16 protein-coding genes are annotated in these 19,866 nt (G+C 67.9%); 8 read left to right on the top strand and 8 right to left on the bottom strand.

Translation table 11 applies throughout. The features are described 5' to 3' along the window. The first annotated feature begins 63 nt into the window (after positions 1 to 63). The 3 genes from EV652_RS12690 to EV652_RS12680 are packed head-to-tail and all read left to right on the top strand — an operon-like array spanning position 64 to position 3,272. The gene (locus EV652_RS12690; RefSeq protein ID WP_132209298.1) at positions 64 to 1,410 is read left to right on the top strand and encodes an extracellular solute-binding protein; all 1,347 of its coding nucleotides are present in this window, start codon (positions 64 to 66) and stop codon (positions 1,408 to 1,410) included. Position 1,411: 1 nt separating this feature from the next. Next, the gene (locus tag EV652_RS12685) at positions 1,412 to 2,380 is read left to right on the top strand and encodes a carbohydrate ABC transporter permease (protein WP_242001719.1); all 969 of its coding nucleotides are present in this window, start codon (positions 1,412 to 1,414) and stop codon (positions 2,378 to 2,380) included. Position 2,381: 1 nt separating this feature from the next. Then, positions 2,382 to 3,272 carry a carbohydrate ABC transporter permease gene (locus EV652_RS12680; RefSeq protein WP_132209297.1) on the top strand — a complete coding sequence of 297 codons (891 nt, stop codon included), beginning with the start codon at positions 2,382 to 2,384 and terminating at the stop codon, positions 3,270 to 3,272. Here the strand turns inward: EV652_RS12680 and EV652_RS12675 are convergent, their stop codons facing one another. Genes EV652_RS12675 through EV652_RS12665 form a run of 3 tightly spaced genes read right to left on the bottom strand, consistent with a single transcriptional unit; the run spans position 3,273 to position 5,921 of the window. Next, the gene (locus tag EV652_RS12675; protein WP_132209296.1) at positions 3,273 to 3,920 is read right to left on the bottom strand and encodes a hypothetical protein; all 648 of its coding nucleotides are present in this window, start codon (positions 3,918 to 3,920) and stop codon (positions 3,273 to 3,275) included. Continuing rightward, positions 3,917 to 4,735: an ABC transporter ATP-binding protein gene (locus EV652_RS12670; protein WP_199238154.1), complete on the bottom strand. Its 819-nt coding sequence runs from the start codon at positions 4,733 to 4,735 to the stop codon at positions 3,917 to 3,919. Before EV652_RS12670 ends, EV652_RS12675 begins: the two co-directional genes overlap by 4 nt. Further along, complete coding sequence (locus EV652_RS12665; RefSeq protein WP_132209295.1) at positions 4,683 to 5,921, bottom strand: MFS transporter; 1,239 nt, start codon at positions 5,919 to 5,921, stop codon at positions 4,683 to 4,685. Before EV652_RS12665 ends, EV652_RS12670 begins: the two co-directional genes overlap by 53 nt. Before the next feature lie 58 nt (positions 5,922 to 5,979). On the opposite strand from EV652_RS12665, the gene EV652_RS12660 reads away from it, so the two are divergent. Beyond that, positions 5,980 to 6,948: an ArsR/SmtB family transcription factor gene (locus EV652_RS12660; RefSeq protein ID WP_132209294.1), complete on the top strand. Its 969-nt coding sequence runs from the start codon at positions 5,980 to 5,982 to the stop codon at positions 6,946 to 6,948. A 173-nt stretch (positions 6,949 to 7,121) separates the two neighbouring features. Further along, positions 7,122 to 7,922 (top strand): 2-keto-4-pentenoate hydratase, encoded by an 801-nt coding sequence (locus EV652_RS12655; protein WP_132209293.1) that lies wholly within the window; start codon positions 7,122 to 7,124, stop codon positions 7,920 to 7,922. Here EV652_RS12655 and EV652_RS12650 read toward each other — a convergent pair. Continuing rightward, positions 7,913 to 8,509, bottom strand: coding sequence for a hypothetical protein (locus EV652_RS12650; protein WP_132209292.1), 597 nt, complete (start codon positions 8,507 to 8,509; stop codon positions 7,913 to 7,915). The genes EV652_RS12655 and EV652_RS12650 overlap by 10 nt on opposite strands. A 42-nt stretch (positions 8,510 to 8,551) precedes the next feature. Continuing rightward, positions 8,552 to 10,966 (bottom strand): glycoside hydrolase family 3 protein, encoded by a 2,415-nt coding sequence (locus EV652_RS12645; RefSeq protein ID WP_132209291.1) that lies wholly within the window; start codon positions 10,964 to 10,966, stop codon positions 8,552 to 8,554. A gap of 47 nt (positions 10,967 to 11,013) precedes the next feature. On the opposite strand from EV652_RS12645, the gene EV652_RS12640 reads away from it, so the two are divergent. Continuing rightward, positions 11,014 to 11,595 (top strand): TetR/AcrR family transcriptional regulator, encoded by a 582-nt coding sequence (locus EV652_RS12640; RefSeq protein WP_132209290.1) that lies wholly within the window; start codon positions 11,014 to 11,016, stop codon positions 11,593 to 11,595. On the opposite strand, the gene EV652_RS12635 is transcribed toward EV652_RS12640, so the two are convergent. From EV652_RS12635 to EV652_RS12625, 3 genes are read right to left on the bottom strand one after another with little or no spacing between them, the layout of a single operon-like run. Beyond that, positions 11,579 to 12,793, bottom strand: a complete 1,215-nt coding sequence (locus EV652_RS12635) for an alginate lyase family protein (RefSeq protein WP_132209289.1) — start codon at positions 12,791 to 12,793, stop codon at positions 11,579 to 11,581. The two genes, EV652_RS12640 and EV652_RS12635, sit on opposite strands and share 17 nt — an antisense overlap. Before the next feature lie 23 nt (positions 12,794 to 12,816). After that, a complete protein-coding gene (locus EV652_RS12630; protein WP_132209288.1) occupies positions 12,817 to 14,589 on the bottom strand; it encodes a putative Ig domain-containing protein in 1,773 nt (590 codons plus the stop codon). Between the two features lie 13 nt (positions 14,590 to 14,602). After that, positions 14,603 to 17,824, bottom strand: a complete 3,222-nt coding sequence (locus EV652_RS12625) for an alginate lyase family protein (RefSeq protein WP_132209287.1) — start codon at positions 17,822 to 17,824, stop codon at positions 14,603 to 14,605. A gap of 171 nt (positions 17,825 to 17,995) precedes the next feature. Here EV652_RS12625 and EV652_RS12620 point away from each other — a divergent pair, with 171 nt between their 5' ends. Both EV652_RS12620 and EV652_RS12615 read left to right on the top strand, forming a co-directional pair. Next, positions 17,996 to 19,045, top strand: coding sequence for a LacI family DNA-binding transcriptional regulator (locus EV652_RS12620; RefSeq protein WP_132209286.1), 1,050 nt, complete (start codon positions 17,996 to 17,998; stop codon positions 19,043 to 19,045). Next, complete coding sequence (locus tag EV652_RS12615) at positions 19,042 to 19,839, top strand: CPBP family intramembrane glutamic endopeptidase (RefSeq protein WP_132209285.1); 798 nt, start codon at positions 19,042 to 19,044, stop codon at positions 19,837 to 19,839. Before EV652_RS12620 ends, EV652_RS12615 begins: the two co-directional genes overlap by 4 nt. The last annotated feature ends 27 nt before the right edge of the window (positions 19,840 to 19,866 follow it).

Here is a 19,866-nt window from a genome sequence, read left to right as displayed (position 1 = left end):
CCTGGCAACCCACGCGCCGTGGAGCGGTCCGCGGCATGGAGTACGGAGATCACTGTGGATCCCATGACGACATCTCGGCGTTCCTTCCTCGGCCTGGTCGGCGGCGGCGCGCTCGCGGCCGGCCTTGCTGCTTGTGGTACCTCAGGTCCACAGAGCTCCGGCGGCTCCACGGGTGGTGCGGCGGCCGGCAGCGGCGCGTCTTACTGGTTCCTGACCGGCCAGCCTCAGCAGGCGATCCGGGAAGCGCAGGTCAAGCGGTTCAACGACGCGAACTCGGGCACCCAGATCAAGCACACCGAGTTCCAGAACGACGCGTACAAGCAGAAGATCAAGACCGCCATCGGCGCCGGCCAGGGCCCGACCCTGATCTGGGGCTGGGGCGGCGGCGGCCTGAAGAGCTACGTCGATGCCAACCAGGTCGAGGACCTGACCTCGTGGTTCGGTGAGAACGCGACCCTGAAGGACTCGATCTTCCCGTCCGCCTTCGGCGCCGCGACCGTCGGCGGCAAGATCTACGCGATGCCGGTCGAGACCACCACGCCGATCGTGCTGTTCTACGACAAGCGGTCCTTCGAGAAGATCGGCGCCGAGCCGCCGAAGTCCTGGGGCGACATCATGGACCTGGTGCCGAAGTTCAACGGCGCCGGGATCGCTCCGTTCTCGCTCGGCGGCCAGTCGCGCTGGACCAACATGATGTGGCTGGAGTTCCTGTTCGACCGGATCGGCGGCGCCGAGGTCTTCCAGAACATCTTCGACGGCAAGCCGAACAGCTGGTCCGACCCGTCCGCGCTTAAGGCGCTCGACGAGATGCAGAAGCTGATCAAGGCGAACGGTTTCATCAAGGGCTTCTCCTCGATCACCGCCGACTCCAACGCCGACCAGGCGCTGCTGTTCACCGGCAAGGCCGCGATGATGCTGCACGGCGCCTGGACCTACGGCAACATGAAGGCCTCCGGCGGCGACTTCGTCACCGGCGGGCACCTGGGCTACATGAACTTCCCGCCGGTCGACGGCGGCAAGGGCGACCCGAGCGACACCGTCGGCAACCCGGGCCAGTACCTGTCCATCTCGTCGAAGGCCACCGACGGTGAGAAGGCGACCGCGAAGAAGTTCCTGGCCAACAACACCCTGGACGACGCCTCGGTCGACGCCTGGGTCAAGTCCGGCAACATCGCCGTGGCCAAGAGCTCCAAGGACAAGCTCGCCTCCATCACCGACAAGAACGACTCCGAGTGGCTGAACTTCGTCTACGACACCTCGGCGAACGCGAAGAACTTCGCCCAGTCCTGGGACCAGGCGCTCAGCCCGACCCAGGCCGAGACCCTGCTCGACAACATCGCCAAGCTGTTCCAGCTCTCGATCTCACCGCAGCAGTTCGCGGACAGCATGAACGCTGTGATCGGGAAGTGACGTGACGGATCTGTCCAGCGGCCCGGTCGATACCGGCTGGGCCGACACGCCCGCCGATCTGCCCCGCCCGGGGGGCCGGCGCCCGCGCATGACGCAGGCTGCCGGCCGGGCCGGTCCGGTCGCCTGGATGGCGATCCCCGCGCTGGTGATGTTCATCGTCTTCGGCGTCGTCCCGCTGTTCGGTGTGCTGTTCCTCAGCTTCACCCAGTGGGACGGCCTGGGCCCCATCAACCCGGCCGGCTTCGACAACTGGCGCTCGGTCCTGCGCGATCCCAGCCTGCCGCACACGGTCTTCGTCACGTTCGAGATCATGATCCTGTCCTGGGTGGTGCAGACACCGATCAGCATGCTGCTCGGCACCTTCCTGGCCGGCCGGCAGCGGTACCGCGGCTTCCTCGCCGTCCTGTTCTTCATCCCGCTGCTGCTCAGCTCGGCCGCGATCGCGATCACCTACAAGGCGCTGCTCGACCCGAACTTCGGGCTCGGCGCCGGGCTGAAGATCGGGTTCCTGACCCAGGACTGGCTCGGCCAGGAGGACCTCGCCCTCGCCGTGGTCATCTTCGTGGTGTCGTGGCAGTTCATCCCGTTCCACTCGCTGATCTACCAAGGCGGGGTGCGGCAGATCCCGATCTCGATGTACGAGGCCGCGTCGATCGACGGCGCCGGCCGGGTCCGGCAGTTCTTCAGCATCACCGTGCCGCAACTGAAGTACACGATCATCACGTCGTCGACGCTGATCCTGGTCGGGTCGCTGACCTTCTTCGACCTGATCTTCGTCCTCACCGCGGGCGGACCGGGTGACGCGACCCGGGTGCTCGCCCTCGACATGTACAAGCGCGGTTTCCAGGCGAACCTGATGGGTCCGGCGAGTGTGATCGCCGTACTGCTGGTCCTGATCGGCCTCGCGCTCGCGCTGCTGCTGCGAAGGCTCGGCGGCAGTACGACGGCCAGCCAGCAGGAAGGTGCGTGAGATGGCAGTGGCGACCAGGGACGCCGGTACGACGAGCAGCCGTACGTCTCGTGGACAGCTGAACCTCCGCAAACTGCTGCGGCTGAACTGGCTCGGCGGTTCGGCGGCGTGGCTGTGGCTCGTGATCGTGATGGTCCCGCTGTACTGGATCGTGGTCACCAGCTTCAAGGACCAGACGGCGTACTTCAGCCAGAACCCGTTCGCGCTGCCGACCGAGCCGACCCTGGCCAACTACCGGCTCGTGATCGAGTCCGACTTCCCGCGGTACTTCGTGAACAGCGTGATCGTCACGGCCGGCACCATCATCCCGGCGGTCGCGATCTCGTTCATGGCCGCGTACGCGATCGTCCGCGGCGCCGGCGGCAGGTTCCTTGCCGGGATCAACGGGATGTTCCTGATGGGACTGGCGATCCCGCTGCAGGCCACCATCATCCCGGTCTACCTGCTGATCATCCGGATGCAGCTGTACGACAGCCTGCTGGCGATCATCCTGCCGTCGATCGCGTTCGCCATCCCGCTGTCGGTACTGGTGCTGGCGAACTTCATCCGCGACGTGCCGAGGGAATTGTTCGAGTCGATGCGGGTCGACGGTGCGAGCGAGTGGGACATGCTGCGCGGTCTCGCGCTGCCGCTGACCCGGCCCGCCCTCGTCACGGTCGCCATCTACAACGGCCTGGGCGTCTGGAACGGCTTCCTGCTCCCGTTGATCCTCACCCAGAGCCCCGACCAACGAACCCTCCCACTGGCCCTCTGGACCTTCCAGGGCCAGTACAGCGTCAACATCCCCGCCGTGCTGGCCTCCGTCATGCTCACCACCCTTCCGATCGTCATCCTCTACGCCATCGGCCGCCGCCATTTGCTCAGCGGCCTGACCGCCGGCTTCAGCCGCTGATCATTCCTTCCTGTCCGCGAGTGCACGCGTCGTGAAGAGTGCGGCGATCAGGATCGCCGCACTCGCCGCGGTCAGGAGACTCAGCGGCCCGGCGGACGTGCGGTCGTTGGACAGCAGGGTCATGAGTGGTCTGATCGGGGAGATCCACCGGATCAGGAGTACGGCGAGGATGGCGGCGGCTGCGGTGAGCATGGCGATGCCGATGCGGGGGATGACCAGGCGGGAGCAGAGTAGGCCGATCGAGATGCCGATCATGGCGGCGGACAGTTGGGCTGCGGCGCCGACGGTGAGGGCGCCGGCGGTCACGACGTGCTTGCCGGTGACGATCGGGTAGACGAGGCCGATCGCCACGAGTGGAACGCACCAGGTCAGGACCACGGCGACTGTGATGGCGAGGACGCGGAGCGAGTCGCCGATCATGACCAGGGTGATCTTGCGTTGGGTCTGGTCCTCGTGGTTGACGATGCTGACGGTGAGCCAGGTCGTGCACACCAGCATGGCGAGGACACAGAACGCGTACGACGACTCGAGTGGGCCGTTGTCGGAGGTGGTGCCGACTGCCATCGCGGCGAGGAAGATCAGCGTCGGTGGTAGGTAGCGCTGGGAGAGCAGCACGCTGGTGAGCAGGTAGCGGTAGAGGGCGGTCACTCCGGCCTCACCTGGCGGACGGTGGTGACTGACCAGCCGTGGTTGAGGGCGGTGAGCAGTGCGGCGTCGTGGCGGCCGGTCGGCAGCATCAACGTGACGCCGTCCGCGTGGCGTCGTACCTCTAGAACGTCTGGCTGTGTCGTCCAGTCGAGCTCGTGGCCTGCGGTCAGCGTGATCTCGGTCAGGCCCGTCGGGGTGCTTTCAACCTGGAGTCTGCCGTCACGGAGCTTGCAGACGCGGGTCGCCGTTGAGCGGACGACGTGGTCGGAGTGCTCGGTGAAGGCGACTGCTGCGCCCGATGCCGCGGTCTCGGTGAGGAGTTCGCTCAAGGTGCCATGAGCGGTCGCGTCCAGGCCGGACCACGGTTCGTCGAGCACCAGCAACTGCGGTGGTTCGAGCAAGGCCTGGGCCAGCGCGACCTTCTGCGCGTTGCCCTTCGACAACTTCCGCATCGGCGTGTCCGCACCGCCCGCCAGGGCGAGTCTGTCCAGCAGTTCGTCGGACCGCTCCCGGGCTGCGCGGGCGCTCAGACCACGGATCCGTCCCATGTGTCGGAGGTACGCCGACGCCGACAACCGATCGTGCGACGTGAAGACATCTGGCACGTAGCTCACCACGCGGGCATTCCGTCGGACCGTCCCCGAGGATGGTCGCGACAGCCCGACCATGAGCTTCAGTACGGTCGACTTGCCTGAGCCATTCGCTCCGACCAAGGCGAGCAGCTCACCGGCGGCTACCTGCAGGTCGATGTCCGCCAAGACCTCACGCCGACGGCCGTACCTCTTCGAGACCCTCCGCAGGCGCACTACGTCCATGCGGCGAGCCTATCCGGGCGCCGGGGCTCATCACCCGGGACAGCGGCCGGGTGAGGGCGAGGGAGACGAGCAGCGAGGCGGCGGCGAAGACAGTGATCGCCGGCGCGGGGGAGGTCAGGTCGGCGAGGGTGCCGGCCAGGATCGCGACAATGCCGAACGTCGTCATCCGCAGCGCCGACTCGAGACCGAGGACCTGACCACGGAGATCCGATGGAGTCAGGTCCACCAGAACCTCCTGCTGGGACAGGGATGCCGCGTAGCCACTGCTGCCGAGCGCAACCAGCACCGACAGTACGGCGATGTGCAGGTCGAACGCGAAGCCGAGGAATGGCACGGCCAGCAGGATCCGCAACCAACGCCCGGCGATGCGCCGACCCGAGCGACTGAGGAAGCGGCCGACGACCAGATCGCCGGTCATCATCCCGGCGGCACCTGCGGCCAGCAGCCACCCGGCGCCCGGACCGGCGAACGGGACGAAGAGTGCCTCGCAACCGACGATCAAGCCGTTCGGGAGAGTCAGTGCCAGCAGCAACGGACGGGTGTTGGCCTGGCCGAGCAGGCGGCGGTTGCCGCGCCAGGTCTCGGCGAAGCTCGTGCGGGCGACGCGGCGCGGAGACCGGTCCCGCAATCCGAACCGGATGATCGGGATGGCCAACGCCGAGCAGCCCGTCGCCAACCAGAGGACATCGGACGGACTGAGGGCCTGCAGCAACAATCCTGCCGTCCCGAACCCGGCGATCTGCATCGCGCCGACCGACAGATTCATCGCCGAGCGGCCGAGGACGAACTGGTCCTGGTGGACCACCTCGTTCAGCAGCCCCCAGCGCACGCCGGACCCGATCGACAGCCCGTAAGCCACCAGCAGCGCGAGCAGCAGCCGGGTCCCCGCGCTGAGATCCAGGGCGGCCTGAACACCGACCGCCACGGTCGAGAGGCAGGCGAGCATCGTCAGGACCCGGCGCGGTCGCGCGGTGTCCGCCGCCGACATCAGCGTCGAAGCACCCAGGACCTGAGCCAGCGACGGCCCGAACATCACCAGCGCCGCCAGCAGCGCCGACCCGGTCGCGGCGTCGACCATCAGCGCGAGCGTCAGGCTCGTCATGGTCGCCGACGCGTTGCCCAGCGCGCTGCCGATCCACAGGCTGCGGAACTCCCGATTCGCGAAGATCTGCCGGTAAGTGCTCATGCCAGGAGGATCGACGCCGGCCCGGCGGCCGCCTACAGTTTCGGGTGGAGGCGAAACGTTGTCCGAATTCCTCGTCGACGCCGACACCCTGGCGAACGCCCGGTTCGGTACGTCGCAGCTGACCGAGACGGTGGCCGCGCTGAAGCTCCTGCGGGCGCCGACCGAGCCGTGGTACCGCGCCTGGAAGGACACCCATGTCGCCGCCTTCCAGGACCAGCTGAGCAAGAACCCGATCTGGGCGTCGATTGTCGACAATGCCTTCGGCCGCAGCTGGGTCGCCGACTTCCTCACCGTCCCACCGCTCGAGCCGAACCAGGAGTTGTCCGACGAACTCCAGCTGCTGACCGCTTTGGACGACGACCACATCCGCGCGGACCTGAGCGTCGTACGGACGCCGCTGCCCGACGTGCTGCTCGAGGCGACCGGGCTGGCTGAGCAGGCGGCTGACTTGCTCACCTGGGTGTGGACGGCCACGGTGGAACCCGACTGGCCTCGGAGGCTCCGGCTGCTCCAGGCCGACGTCGTGTCGCGGACGTCCCGGCTCAGCGAGCAGGGGTGGTCCGGCGTACTGCGAGGGCTCGGTCCCGATGTTCGTTGGCTTGGCGAGGGGCGGATCCAGGTGAACCGCTGGGACTATCCGACGACGGATATCCGCGGCCAGGACCTGATGTTCATCGCGGCCCACACGAAGGGGGTAAACGTCTCCTGGCGCAAGCCGGACCGGTACGCGCTGACCTATCCCGTCACCGGGATCTTCGCCGGCACCGAGGCCCCGGCCGAACCGCTGGTCCAGCTGCTCGGCCGCAACCGCGCACGGATCCTGGTCGAGGCGGCTGATCCGGTCAGCACGACTGTCCTGGTCGCGACGACCGGTCTGTCCCTGGCCACGGTGTCGGACCATCTCCGTGTGCTCACGGATGCCGGCCTGCTCGAACGCCGTCGCTCGGGCCGCTCCGTCCTCTACTGGCAGTCCGACACCGGCCGTCGCGTCGTACGACGGCCGGCGCCGAATCGCCACCGTCCTTGAGCAGCCACCGTGGGGCGAGGTACCGGCGCCGGTCGGTGACGATCATGCTGTAGAACGGCGACGGCAAGGTTGAGATGATCCCAGTGCGGCGACGCGATCGACCTGGTGACCTTGTTCGAGCTGCATGCGCGGCAGATCTACGATGCCGACGTACGGATGACCGGAGGTACGCGATGATCGACCGACGCCACGTGGCAGACCTTTTGTGGCAAGCAGAGCAGGACGTTGCCCCGATCGACCCGCTGTCCCAGACCTGGCCGACGCTCGACCTGGCCGACGCCTACGCCATCCAGCAGGACAACGTCGTACGACGCTTGGCCGCCGGTGCGACCGTAGTCGGCCACAAGGTCGGGCTCACCTCGGTCGCGAGCCAGCAGTTGCTCGGCGTCGACCAACCCGACTTCGGCCATCTGCTCGACGACATGGTCCATCGCGACGGCGCCGCCGTACCCGCGGGTCACTACTGCCAGCCGCGGATCGAGCCCGAGATCTGCTTCCGGCTGGCCCGGCCGTTGCGTGGTCCCGGAGTCACCGTGCAGGACGTGCTGGCCGCGACAGAGGCCGTCGCTCCGGCGCTGGAGATCGTCGACAGCCGGATCCGCGACTGGAAGATCACGCTCGTGGACACGGTCGCGGACAACGCGAGCGCGGCCGGCATGGTCCACGGTGCGTGGACGCCGATCGACCAAGTGCCGGACCTCGCCAAGGTGACCGTCGACCTGTTCATCGACGGTCAGGCCATCGACAGCGGTGCAGGTGAGGTAGTGCTCGGGCATCCGGCCGAGGCCGTCGCCTGGCTGGCCAACACCTTGGCTACTTTCGACGCCGCCCTGGAGCCCGGCCACCTGATCCTCCCGGGCGCGATGACCTCCGCGCCCTTCGTCACCGCCGGCGAGAAGGTCGAGGCGGTCTTCAGCACACTCGGCCCGGTCTCGGCGACCTTCCGAGCTACCCGCGCCGGGGGTCAGTCGTAGAAGGATTCGTTGGCGTACCAACGCCAGAGCACGCAGATCCCGTCGGTGCTTCGGAAGACGCTGCCGGCGTACTTGTCGCGGTGGCCCACGCCGCCTAACGACCCCCTGTACCGGGTCAGGCGCAGGATCTCGTGGTGGGAGGGCGGCACCCCGTGCGTGGCGATCTCCCACAGGTCCGACTTGTCGATTGAACCCGGAGACAGGGCCGTCGGGCAGAAGCCGCTGCCGCGACTGTCGATCAGGTAGGTGAAGTGCTCGATCGCCTCGCTCATCGGCACGGTGACAGTCGACGGCGTCTGGCCGCCGTACGAACGCCCGAGGCGCTGCAGCTCCTGCTGGTAGCGCTCGGTCGCCTGGGTCAGGTAGCCGGGATTGTAGAGCGGCGCGGAGTCCAGCCAGTTGCTGACCGCGCGCTGTCCGGCCTCCTTGCGGACTTCGTGCTCGCGCCGCAGACCCGCGTTCCGTGCCTCGGTTTCGCGATGCTCACAGGTCTCGCACAGCACACGTCGGCGCGTCCTCCGGGCGAGGCGTCGCTGTCGCCAGCCCATGTTCACCGAGATGCCACAGACGGCGCAGAAGAGGCTCACGATGCCCAGGCTATCGGGCAGTGGGGTCCGGACAGAGGTTGCCTAAGGCAACTGAACGGGGGTTGCCAACGGGAGGTCCGAGACCGACGAGCCGGCGCGCAGGATGAACTGGCCTGGTTCGGTGGTCCAGCCGTTGTCCCAGTGGTCGAAGGTGTGATTGTGCAAGCCGATGGTGACGTCGCGGGACTCGCCCGGGTCGAGGCGTACGACGGTGAAGCCGGCCAGCCAGCGGACCGGGCGGTCCACGGTGGATTCGGGGCGTTCGGCATACACCTGGACGATGTGCTTCCCGGACCGCTCGCCAGTGTTCTGGACGGTCACCGAGGCAGTGGTCGAGGACGCTTGGAGGTCGGAGAGGGACCAGGTGGTGTAGCCGAGGCCGTGGCCGAACTGGAAGGCGGGCTCGGTGCCGGCGCGGAGCCAGGCGCGGTAGCCGATGTGGATGCCTTCGTCGTACCGGACCACGCCGTCGCGTGGCGTGACGTCGATGACCGGTACGTCGGCCTCCTCGCGGGGCCACGTGGTCGGAAGGCGACCACCCGGCTCGATCACGCCGAGCAGAACGTCGGCCAGAGCGGTGCCGTACTCCTGGCCCCCGAAGTAGGTGACCAGGAGTGCGGCGACCTCGCCACGCCAGGGCAGCAGGACGGGCGAGCCTGCGTTGACGACCACGACTGTCCGTGGGTTCGCGGCTGCGACGGCACGGACCAGGTCGTCCTGACGACCGGGGAGCGCGAGGGTGCTGCGGTCGTAGCCCTCGGACTCGACCTTGGAGTTGGTGCCGACGACAACGACCGCGACCTCCGCCGCACGGGCTGCCTCGACCGCCTCATCGATCAAGACCTGCGGATCCGACAGGTCCGGTTCGACGCCGACTGTGATGCTCAGCGCGCCGCTGAGGCCGCCCTCGTACACGGGCGGCTCGAGCTCAACCCGGACGTCGACGGGCTGGCCTGCGATCACGTCGAGCGGGGTCGAGACGGACGGCGGTGACAGGAGGGCGGCGCCGAGATCCGTGCCGACCGGTACGGCGGTGTCCTCGCGCAGAAGCTTGCCGTCGGCATAGATGCGGCCGCGGCCGACCGAGGCGAAGCCGAGCCGGATCGAGCCGGACTCGGCCGGGGTGTACGTCGTACGGAACTCGAAGACCGAGGTGTCGCCGATCGGTGCCTTGCCGCCGAGATACACCAGCGCACTGGAGAACCGGTCCTCGGTGAACAGTTCGGCGCCGTCCGCGGCGAGGAAGCGTACCCGGGCGCCCGGCTGACCGGTCGCAGGGTTGGTCATCGTGGACAGCGGAAGCTCGGCGACACCTTCCTGGACGATCGTGCCGATCGAGTAGGTGACCTCGGCCTCGGGGAGGGCGGCGCGGAGTCCGTCGAGCGGCGAGACCACGGACGTCGGGACGACCGTCGCACTGCCGCCACCCTGGGTGCGGGCATCCCGTGCGTTGTGCCCGATCACCGCGACCCGCTGTAGCGTCGAGGCCTGCCACGGCAGCTCGCCCTCGTTGCGAAGCAGGACCGAGCCCTCGGCCGCGGCGGAACGGGCGAACTCGACGCCGTCGACTTCCGGAACCTCGGCCGGCTTCTCGAATCCTTCGAGCGCACCGACCCGAGCGGCCAGAGTGAGCAGCCGCAGCACCTTCCGGTCGATCGCGTCCTCCTTGATGTCCCCGGACCGCACAGCCTCGACCAGGGCGTCCCCCCACGCCCCGATCGGCCCGGGCATCGCCAGGTCCTGCGAGTGCTTGGCGCTTTCCAGGCTGCGTACGGCGGTCCAGTCGCTGACGACGACGCCGTCGAAACCCCACTCACTGTTCAGCGGAGTCTCGAGCAACTCGTTCTCCGACGCGGTGGTGCCGTTGATGGAGTTGTAAGCGCTCATCACCAACCAAGCTTTGGAGTCGGTGACCGCCTTCTCGAAGGCCAGCAGGTACACCTCGCGCAGCGCGCGCTCGCTCACCACAACGTCGGCGGTGAAGCGCTCGGTCTCGAAATCGTTGGCGACGTAGTGCTTCGGCGTGGCGCCGACACCGAGCTCCTGTACGCCGGCCACGTAGGCCGCGGCGAGCTCGGCGGTCAGCACCGGATCCTCGCTGAACGCCTCGAAGTGCCGTCCGCTGAGTGGCGACCGATGCAGGTTGATGGTCGGGCCGAGCACGACGTCCACGCCCTTGCGACGGGCCTCGAGTGCCGACACCACGCCGTACCGATGCGCGATGTCGAGGTCCCAGGACGACGAGAGCGCGGTCGCCGACGGGAGGTTGAGTGACGGGTCGCGCTCGTCCCAGACCGGACCGCGGACGCCGCTCGGACCGTCGGACAGGATCATCGACCGCAGCCCGACACCGGGGAGCGGATGGGTGGACCAGAAGTCCTGGCCGGTGAGGATCCGGACCTTCTCCTCGAGCGTGAGGCGGCCGAGGAGGGTGTCGAGATCAGGTGTCGGGCTCATGCGTGTCACTGTACGCGCGAAAACCAAGTGATGCTAGGTTTTGAGATATGGCAACCAGAGGCCCGTACGCGAAAGGTGTCGCCAAGCGCGAGGAGATCCTGACCAAAGCGCTCGAAGTGATCGCGAGGCAGGGCTATCGGAAGACGTCGACGCGTGAGCTGGCCGCCGCGGTCGGGCTGAGTGAGGCGGGCCTGCTGCACTACTTCGGGTCGAAGGAGAAGCTCTTCGAGGCGGTTCTGCGCGCGCGGGACGAGGCCGACATCTCGCGCCTCGGCGATGAGCTCGATGTGGTCGACAAGCTCAGTGCCGTCGTGCGACACAACACCGACGTTCCCGGTCTGGTCCAGTTGTACTCGACGTTCTCGGCCGAGGCCGGGGATCCGCAGCACGGTGCCCACGCGTACTTCGTGGAGCGTTATCAGCGTCTGCGCGAGGCGATGGCCGACAGTGTTCGGGCCCGGCAGGCGGACGGAACGATCAGCACGGCGGCGGACCCGGAGAAGATCGCCACCCTGCTGATCGCCGTGTCCGACGGGCTGCAGGTCCAGTCGCAGTTCCGCCTCGACACCGAGCCGGCTGAGGTGCTGGATCACCTGTTGGGGTTGCTGGGAGCTACTTCGCGTACGTGACAGTGCCGAAGCCGGTCTGGTCGAAGCCGCCGCTGGTCGAGCCGTAGTCGCCGCCGCCTCCCTCCGGCCGGACCTGCGCGGCCATCTGGGAGATGTACGGCACGGACAGGCCCTTACGCCGGGTGTAGTGGAAGTGCAGGATGTCCCAGACCGGCCGCAGTTGGCCGCGGCTGGCGCTCGAGATCACCGTGTGCTCCTGGTAGGCACAGCTCTGGCCGGTGCCCCAGGTGTACTTGGTGAACGGCACGTCCTGGCCGAGGTTGTACTTCGCAACGTACTGCGCGGCCTTCATGAAGCGGTTGTTGTCGTAGCCGTACAGGTCCTCGCCCTGGTTCCAGGCCATCTCGCAGAACGCGCCCATCTGCCCGATGCCCATCACGGTGTGCCCCTGGTCGCGGCCCGACTCCTGCCATTGGGCCAGGCCTTGGTCGTCGTACACGAAAGGTACGGCGTGCTTGATCGAGCCGTTGCCGGCGCCGTTCTTGAAGTAGTTGACCGCCTGGTCGTACTTCGGTCCGTCGTCGCAGAGGATCGCGATGGCCAGGATCGAGTTCATGGTGCACAGATCCCAGTTGGCCCAGTAGTTGGTGATACAGGCGTCGTTGTGGTTGATCAGGAACGAGTTGTTCATCGGGTAGAAGACGTTCAGCATCATCGTCTTGAACCGGGCCAGGTCGAAGCCGGAATAGCCGCGCATCAACTCGGCCACGTTCGCGAACTGGTAGCCGTAGAGGCCGGCCGCCAGGAACCGGTCTGCGTTACCGCCGATGCTGGTGAGCGTGGCGGACCAGGCGTTCAGGATGTTCCGTGCGGTGTCGCCGTGCGCGGTCGAGCCGGTGATCCACCAGCGCAGGGCGTTCTGGTAGGCGGCATGGATGTCGTTGTAGAGGATGCCGTAGTTCTGGCCGGTGCCGCCGCGGATGATCGTCGCCTGCGGGTTCGGTGTCCAGCCGGACTGGGCGTGGGAGTTGGCGACCAGTTTGTTGTAGCCGGACAGCCACGGGTCGTCGCCTGCGGCAACCCGGATCTTCGCCCGGTTCAGGTCGCCCCAGTTGTGCAGTGCACCCGGGTGGGTGAACGTGGCCGGCGCGGCATCTGCGGCCGGCCCGAGGGCAGTGACGCCGACGGCGGCCGCGGTAACACCTCCAGCGGCTTTGAATAGCGTCCGTCGATTGATCTCCCTTGCACTGTCTCTCATGTCCTTCTCCTTAGGGGCGGTGTTCAGAGAACGGTCAGGATGAGGCTCTTCGTGGCGGTGCCGGCGACGTTCGTCACGCTGACCGTCGCGTTGTACGCGCCGGGGCTGGTCGGGGCGCCGGAGATGACGCCGGTGGTCTGGTCGACGGTGAGACCGGCGGGCAGTCCCTGGGCGCCGAAGCCGGTCGGGAAACCGGTCGCGCTGACCGTGAGCACGACCGGTGCGCCGACGGCGAGCTCCGCGGTGGCCGGGGTGCTGACGGCAGGCGGTGCGGTGGTCGGGGCGGTGGCCGCGTCCAGCCAGCGCAGGTTCTTCACGTGCTCGTTGACGTGCATCGGCACCATGTCGGCGACCGTGAACCACCCGGGTTTCCGCATCGTCGAGGCCATCACGGTGCCGTTGACGACCAGGTTCTGGAACGTGACGTCGTTGATCCCGCGCGTCTCGTCGTACCCGAGCATCATCGCGGTCTCGGCGTGCTGGCCGGTGTAGGTGAGGTTCTTGACGTAGACACCCTCGATCCCGCGGCCGGGCGAGGTGTTGTACTTGTCGTTGTAGGAGATGCGCAGGTGGAGGAACTGGCCCCAGCGGAAGTCCTCCACCCGGACGTTCTCGATCCGCACGTTCCGGACCAGGTTGCTGTCGCCCGGGTTGAGCGCGATGCAGCCCTGGTACCACTTCTGCGGCTCGCGGTGGTCGAGGATGTCGACGTTGCTGATGGTGATGTTCTCCAGCACCTCGGGGTTCTCGGTGTTGCCGTGGGTGCCGACGTTGATCGGGTGCGCGACGTCGGCCCACAGGCTGGAGTTCTGCACGGTGATGTTGCGGGTGTCGCCGTAGTAGTCCCAGCGGTGCGTGTAGAGGGCGATGCAGTCGTCGGAACAGCGCAGGAACGAGTTGTCGATCAGCACGTCGCTGCTGGAGAAGATGTCGATCCCGTCACCCCACTGACCGGCGCTGAAGTAGCCGAAGTCGGTGATCGAGACCTGCTCGGACTGCCCGGCGGTGATCGCGTAACCGGTCGTCAGGTTGAGCATCGAGATGCCGTCGACGCGGATGTTCTTCGAGTCCACGATGGTGCAGCCGCCGCCGTTGGTGCCGTAGATGACACCGCGTCCGGTCAGTCCCGCGTTCGTGACGTTCTTGAAGATCACCGAGGTCTTCAGTACGGCGCCGCCGGCCAGATAGACCGTCTTCCCGCTCGGCACCTCCAGTTGACCGGTTGCGGTCGTGTGTACGCCGGGGCCGAAATAGATGACGTCCGGGTCATCGGGGTCGGGGCTGTCGAGTTCGATCGGGCGGGCGAGCAGGTGCAGGCAGTCGAAGATCTCGCCGTTCACCTCGACCACGACCTTGCGTGGTGCGGGCAGGGTGAACTTGAGCGTGTTGCCGTCGATCGTCGGTTCGATCCCGGCCGCGAGCGGCCTGATCCGGGCGGTGTTGATCGTGCCCTTGGTGTAGGTGACCATCACCTCGACCGGACCGGCGACATCGAAGTACGCCAGCGACGACTTCTGCACCTGCCCGGCACCGGTCTGGGCGTTGATCAGCTTGAGATTGACCGAGTACGTCGACAGCGGCTGCCACGGACCGGGCGCCGTCCGAACATTCACCGCGAAGGTGGTCGCCTGCGCGATGCCGGCGGGGATCGGATAGGCCTTCAGCAGGGGCACCTTGGCATCCGTCGCGGCGGTCGCTGCGGTGGCCTGGGTGGTGGCCTGGGTGGTGACGTAGCCGGCGGCGACGGTGGCGCCGGCCGCCTGCAGCAAGCGGCGTCGGGTGAGGTCTGTGGTCATCGGCAGGGGCTCCTTAGCTGACGGACACGTTGTCGAAGACAGTCGTGTTCAGGACGAACGGGTTGCGGGACACGACCGCGAGGCCGGCGTGGTACGGCGCATCGCCGAAGCCGGGGATGGCGACGGGCTCACCGAGCGGGGTCCAGGTCTGGCCGTCGGCGGAGATCTCGGCACTGAAGGCGGCGCCGATCCGTCGGAGGCGTAGCCATCCCGCGGTGCCGACGGTTTCGGTCGTGACGAGACTGGTTGCCACGCGCAGGCGTCGTACGAACTGCTGTTTGTCGCCGGTCAGGATCAGGCCGGCCGACTGGTCGAACGGCGACAGCGACTTGGTCATGATCAGGCCGATCCGGCCGCCGGTGTCGCTGCTCAGGACGCGGGCGGTGATGGCGCGGTCGCCGGTCACGAGCTGGGACACGTACTGGGCAGTCATGCCCTGGTTGATGACGTTGAGGTCGACGCCGGCGCCGCGGACGGTGAAGCGGCCGGCCTCGTAGCTGGTGATGCCGGGGGTGCGGATCGCGACTGCGCTGTAGGTGGCGAGTTGGCGCTCGTCCAGCACGTAGTCGCCGATGTCGCGGTAGGTCCACGGCTCGGGTGGCGGTGCGGTGACCGTCAGCGTGACGGGTGCTGTCGCTTTCGCGGTCGCGTTGCGGGCTTGGACGTCGATGGTGAAAGGCCCTTGTTCAGAAGGCTTTCCGGAGATGATGCCGGTGCGTGCGTCGACGGAGAGACCGCGGCGGAGACCGGTAGCTTGGTAGGTCGTCGGGTCGTTGGTGGCGGCAATTCGGTATCGGAAGGTGGTGCCGATGTTGGCGTAGGCAGTGGTGGCACTGGTGATCGCGGGAGCGGGCGGCGTTGGCATCTTGGCGGTGGCCACGTTGGAGCCCGAGCCGTCGGTCTTTGCGACCACGTAGCGGTACGTCGTACCCGGCACGCCGGTCGCGTCGCGATAGCGGGTCTCCACACCGAAGCCGGAAACGTCTGTCGCGATCACCTGGAATGCGCCACCCGAGCTGCGTCGGACTGTGTAGGTGGCGGACACGTCCAGATCGGTCCACGCGAGCTCGATCGCGCTCGTCGCACTCCTGGCCGTGAGGTGGCCGACGGGCGCATCCGGGCGTCCTACCGACCAGCCCGGGGCGGTGATGTTGTCGAAGGCTGCCGTGGTCGTCTCGCTGTCACCGAGGCTGCCGCAGACGGCGATGCCGACGTACAACTGCGGGCCGAGCTGGAGCTTGGATGAGCCGACCTCGGTCCAGGTCGTGCCATCGGGGGAGATCGAGCCGGTGAACGTGGTGCCCTTGCGGACGATGCGGACCCAGTACGGACGGCGCAGTCGGTAGCCGTCGCTGGCTGCTTCGACGTACGGCGCCGGGAGTGGGGTCGCGGACGTGGGAAGCGTGCCGAGGTTGGAGATCGGGAAGCCTGCGTTGACGGTGATGGCCTGCTGCTGTGTCGGCGGGACGAGCGAGCTGCCGGTGCCTGCGGTCGGAGCAGCGGTGGTCGGTCTGACTGTCCAGACGCCGCTCCAGGTGTGGAGGGGGAGGCCCTTGAGGAGCATGGATGCGTGGGCGGAGCTGGGATTCAGCGACTGACGCATCATCACGCCGAGGGTCGCGTACTGCGAACTCACCGGGTGGACGACGCGAGCGGTGACCGTGCCGTCGCCGAACATCGGGAGGTAGACGAAGCGGAAGCTGTCGCTGATGTCGGTGCCGGCGGCTTCGATGGTCAAGGTCTGACCGTCGAAGTCCGTTCGTCCAGCACGGATCGCCCCGATGTCCTTGCTTGCCCAGGGCAATCTCTGAGTCGTGACCGGCAGTGACTCGGCGCTGGTCCCGACGGCGTTGGTTGCCTCGACTGTGTAGTGATAGGTGCGGTCCGGCTGCCTCGCCGTACTGTCCGTGTACGTCGTTGAGGTGAGGCCGGTCGCGATCGTGGTGGAGTCGCGTCTCACCGTGTAGCTCGTCGCGTTGACCGACCGGGCCCAGGTCAGGACGACGCCGGTCGCATCGCTGTGGGCGGTCAGACCCGACGGGATTCCGGGGACCGAGGTCGGCGCGGACGGCGTCGAACCGGCGTGAGTCAGGGTGCCGAAGCCCGGGTGGTCGTCGTTGGCGCCTTCGACGAACCGGGTGCCGTTGCGGAAGATCACTTGCTCGAGGTACGGCGCCTGGAGGCCGCGGCGACCGACATAGTGCCCATAGGCAAGCTCGTAGATCGGCTGGAACTGCCCGCGGTTGCCGGTGGCGATGGCCGTCTTGAGGTACTTGCCGGTGCGATCGAGATCCGTGACGAACGGGACGGTGTCGTCGCCGAGGTTGTAGCGAGCGGTGTACTCGAAGCCCTTCAGGATGCGGTCGTCGCTGTGACCGAACAGATCGACGCCCTGGTTCCAGGCAACCATGGCGGTGTTCGCGAGCAGCCCCAAAGCCAGCTGGGCGTAGGCCTGGCTCCGTCCGCTCTCCTGCCCCTGGCCGCTCGCCTCGACCACGATGTGTTCGATCCGGCCGTTGCCCGCGCCGGCGACGGTGTACCGAACGGCGTCCTCGAACATCACCCGGTCGTCGCAGAACACCGCGATGCCGACGATCGCCTGCAGCGCGGCGACATCCCAGTTGCCGTTGGCAAACAGCGCCGTACCGGCGAAGGAGCGGTACCAGACCGTGCGGAAGGAGTCTCGGCAGCGCTCGACGTCGGCCGGTGCCCAGCCGTCGTACCCGCTGTGGCAGAGGAGTTCGGCCGCGTTGACGAACTTGAAGCCCTGCAGGCCCGACCCCAGTTGCCCGTCCGCGCCGGTGATCGCTTCGAGGCTCGCGGACCAGGCGTTCAGGATGTCGCGGGCCTTGTCGGCGTGCCGGACGTCGCCGGTGGAGCACCACATCAGCGCGTTCTGGTACGCGGCGCACGAGTCGCTGACCGCCTCGGCCATGAAGTTGGCCGGTCCGCGACCCCACGAGGTGATGTGCCCGGCGTTGCGGACCACATAGTCGGACGACGACCTGGCGTGTGCGGCGAGGGCGAGGAAGCCGTCGTACAGGGGGGCCTGCTGCGCGGCGACGGCGGTGCGCATGCGGTCGAGGTCCTCTGCGGAGTGGAGGAGACCGGGATGGGCGAAGGCTCCGGCTGGGGTCACGGTTGCCGCTGACCTCGTGGAGGAGAGTTGCGCGGCGGCGATCGATCCGCCGGTGGCGATCAGCAGGGTGCGGCGGTTCAGGACCGGGTTCACCATGAAGCTCTCCTGGGGCGGTGGGGGACGGCGGCACTCACCTTGCCGGGCGGCCTTGGACCGGTCAACAGACCGCCTCCGACCGAAAATTTCGGACCGTTTCGATCGTTCGAATGCTGGTGTTCGGGGTCCTCGGGGGCCGATCATTGGACCGGTCGTCGAGGGGAGCTGCCAGTGGTCACGATCAAGGACGTCGCGCTCCGGGCCGGAGTCACCAAGCAGACGGTGTCGAATGTCATCAACCAGCGCCCAGTGGTGAAGGCCGACACCCGGGCCCGAGTCGAGCAGGCGATCGCCGAGCTCGGCTACACCCCGAGTCTGCTTGCCCGCGGCCTGGCCACCGGCCGGACGATGATGATCGGCCTCGTCGTACCCACACTGGCGAACCCGTTCTACACCGAGCTGATCACCCGCCTCGAGCGCGGCCTCGAGGTCGACGGCTACGGCATCGCCCTGTGTACGACGGACGGCGATCCGGACCGTGCGACCAAGCAGCTCCTGACTCTCAAACGGCGCTACATCGACGGGCTGATCCTGTTCGACGACGGCAACGTCAGCCGCCACCTGGACCTGGTCCGGCAACTGGGCGTTCCGTTCGTGCTGTGCGGATCCGAGACCGCGATCCCGGACGCGACGCCGGTGGTGACCTTCGACCACGGTCAGGCCGGCTACCTGGCCGGTGCGCACCTGCGGGATCTCCGGCACCGGGAGATCGCGGTGATCGGCGAGTTGCCGGCGCACGAGGTGCGGCTGCGGGGCGCTGAGCGTGCGCTGGCCGAGGGGTCGATCGCGATCCGGCCGGCGCGGATCGGGGCGACGCCGACCAAGTCGCAGTACGGCGGCTTCGAGGCGGCGACCCGGATCCTGACCGATCACCCCGAGGTGACCGCGGCGATCGCGACCCACGACCTGCTGGCGCTCGGCGTCCTGCAGGCGGCCGCCGCACTGGGACGGCGGATCCCGGACGACCTCTCCGTCATCGGGATCGACGACATCAGCCCGGCCGGTGAGGCGCGGCCGGCCCTGACCACGGTCGCCTTCCCGATCGACCGGTTGGCCGAGGAGGCGATCAGCGCTCTGCTCGGGTCGTCCCCACCAGCCCTCGCCAGCGAGTCGGTGCCCCCGAGCGCTCGCGAGGCGTCGGACGTGATCTCCCTCGCCCCGCACCTCGTCGTCCGGGAGAGCACGGCGCCGGTTGGCGGGCGCGGGATAGTTGGGGCATGACAAGCTCCGCGGACGAGGCCGCCGAACCGGCGGCGGCTCCGGTGGTCGACCGAAGGGTGCTGACGAAGGAAGTCTGGCTGGTCCTGGCGTTGTCGCTCGGGGCGTCCGGGCTGTCGGCGATCATCTCATTCATCGGGGTGCTCACGTCGGCGAAGCCGATCAGCGGGCAGACCGCGGTCATTGTCGAGTCGCGAGCGCCGGGCCGGCCGTGGCTGGACCTGACCTGGCAGCTCTTCGCCGTCGCGACGGCACTCGTACCGGTCGCGCTGGTCGCCCACTTCATGGCCCGCGGCGGCGAGACGATGCGCACCCTGGGGTTCGACCTGAGTGACCGGCTCCGCGACCTCGGGCGGGGGACAGCGGTTGCCGCGGCCATCGGCGGGGCCGGCCTGGCCTTCTACCTCGCCGCCTACGCGACCGGCGTGAACCTGACCGTCGACCCGGCCCGGCTGCCGGACATCTGGTGGCGGATCCCGATCCTGATCCTGGTGGCGGCCCAGAACGCCATCCTCGAGGAAGTCATCGTGCTGGCCTACCTGAACCGGCGGCTGGACCAACTCGGGTGGTCGGTGGGCGCCAGTACGGCGGCCAGCGCGCTGCTGCGGGGGTCGTACCACCTGTACCAGGGCCTCGGTGGGTTCTTCGGCAACGTGATCATGGGCGTGATCTTCTGCTACCTCTACCGCCGCTGGGGGCGGGTGATGCCGCTGGTCGTGGCCCACACCCTGATCGACATCGGCGCGCTGGTCGGGGCGACGTACCTGATCGGGAAAGTCGGCTGGCTCCCAGGCTGAAACCGACCTCGCACGTAACCGATCGGT

Origin of the sequence: Kribbella steppae, from assembly GCF_004342025.1 — a bacterium.
Taxonomy (GTDB): Bacteria; Actinomycetota; Actinomycetes; order Propionibacteriales; family Kribbellaceae; genus Kribbella; species Kribbella steppae.
The sequence above is the reverse complement of the archived record's forward strand: the minus strand, read 5'-3'. Positions and strand labels throughout refer to the sequence as shown.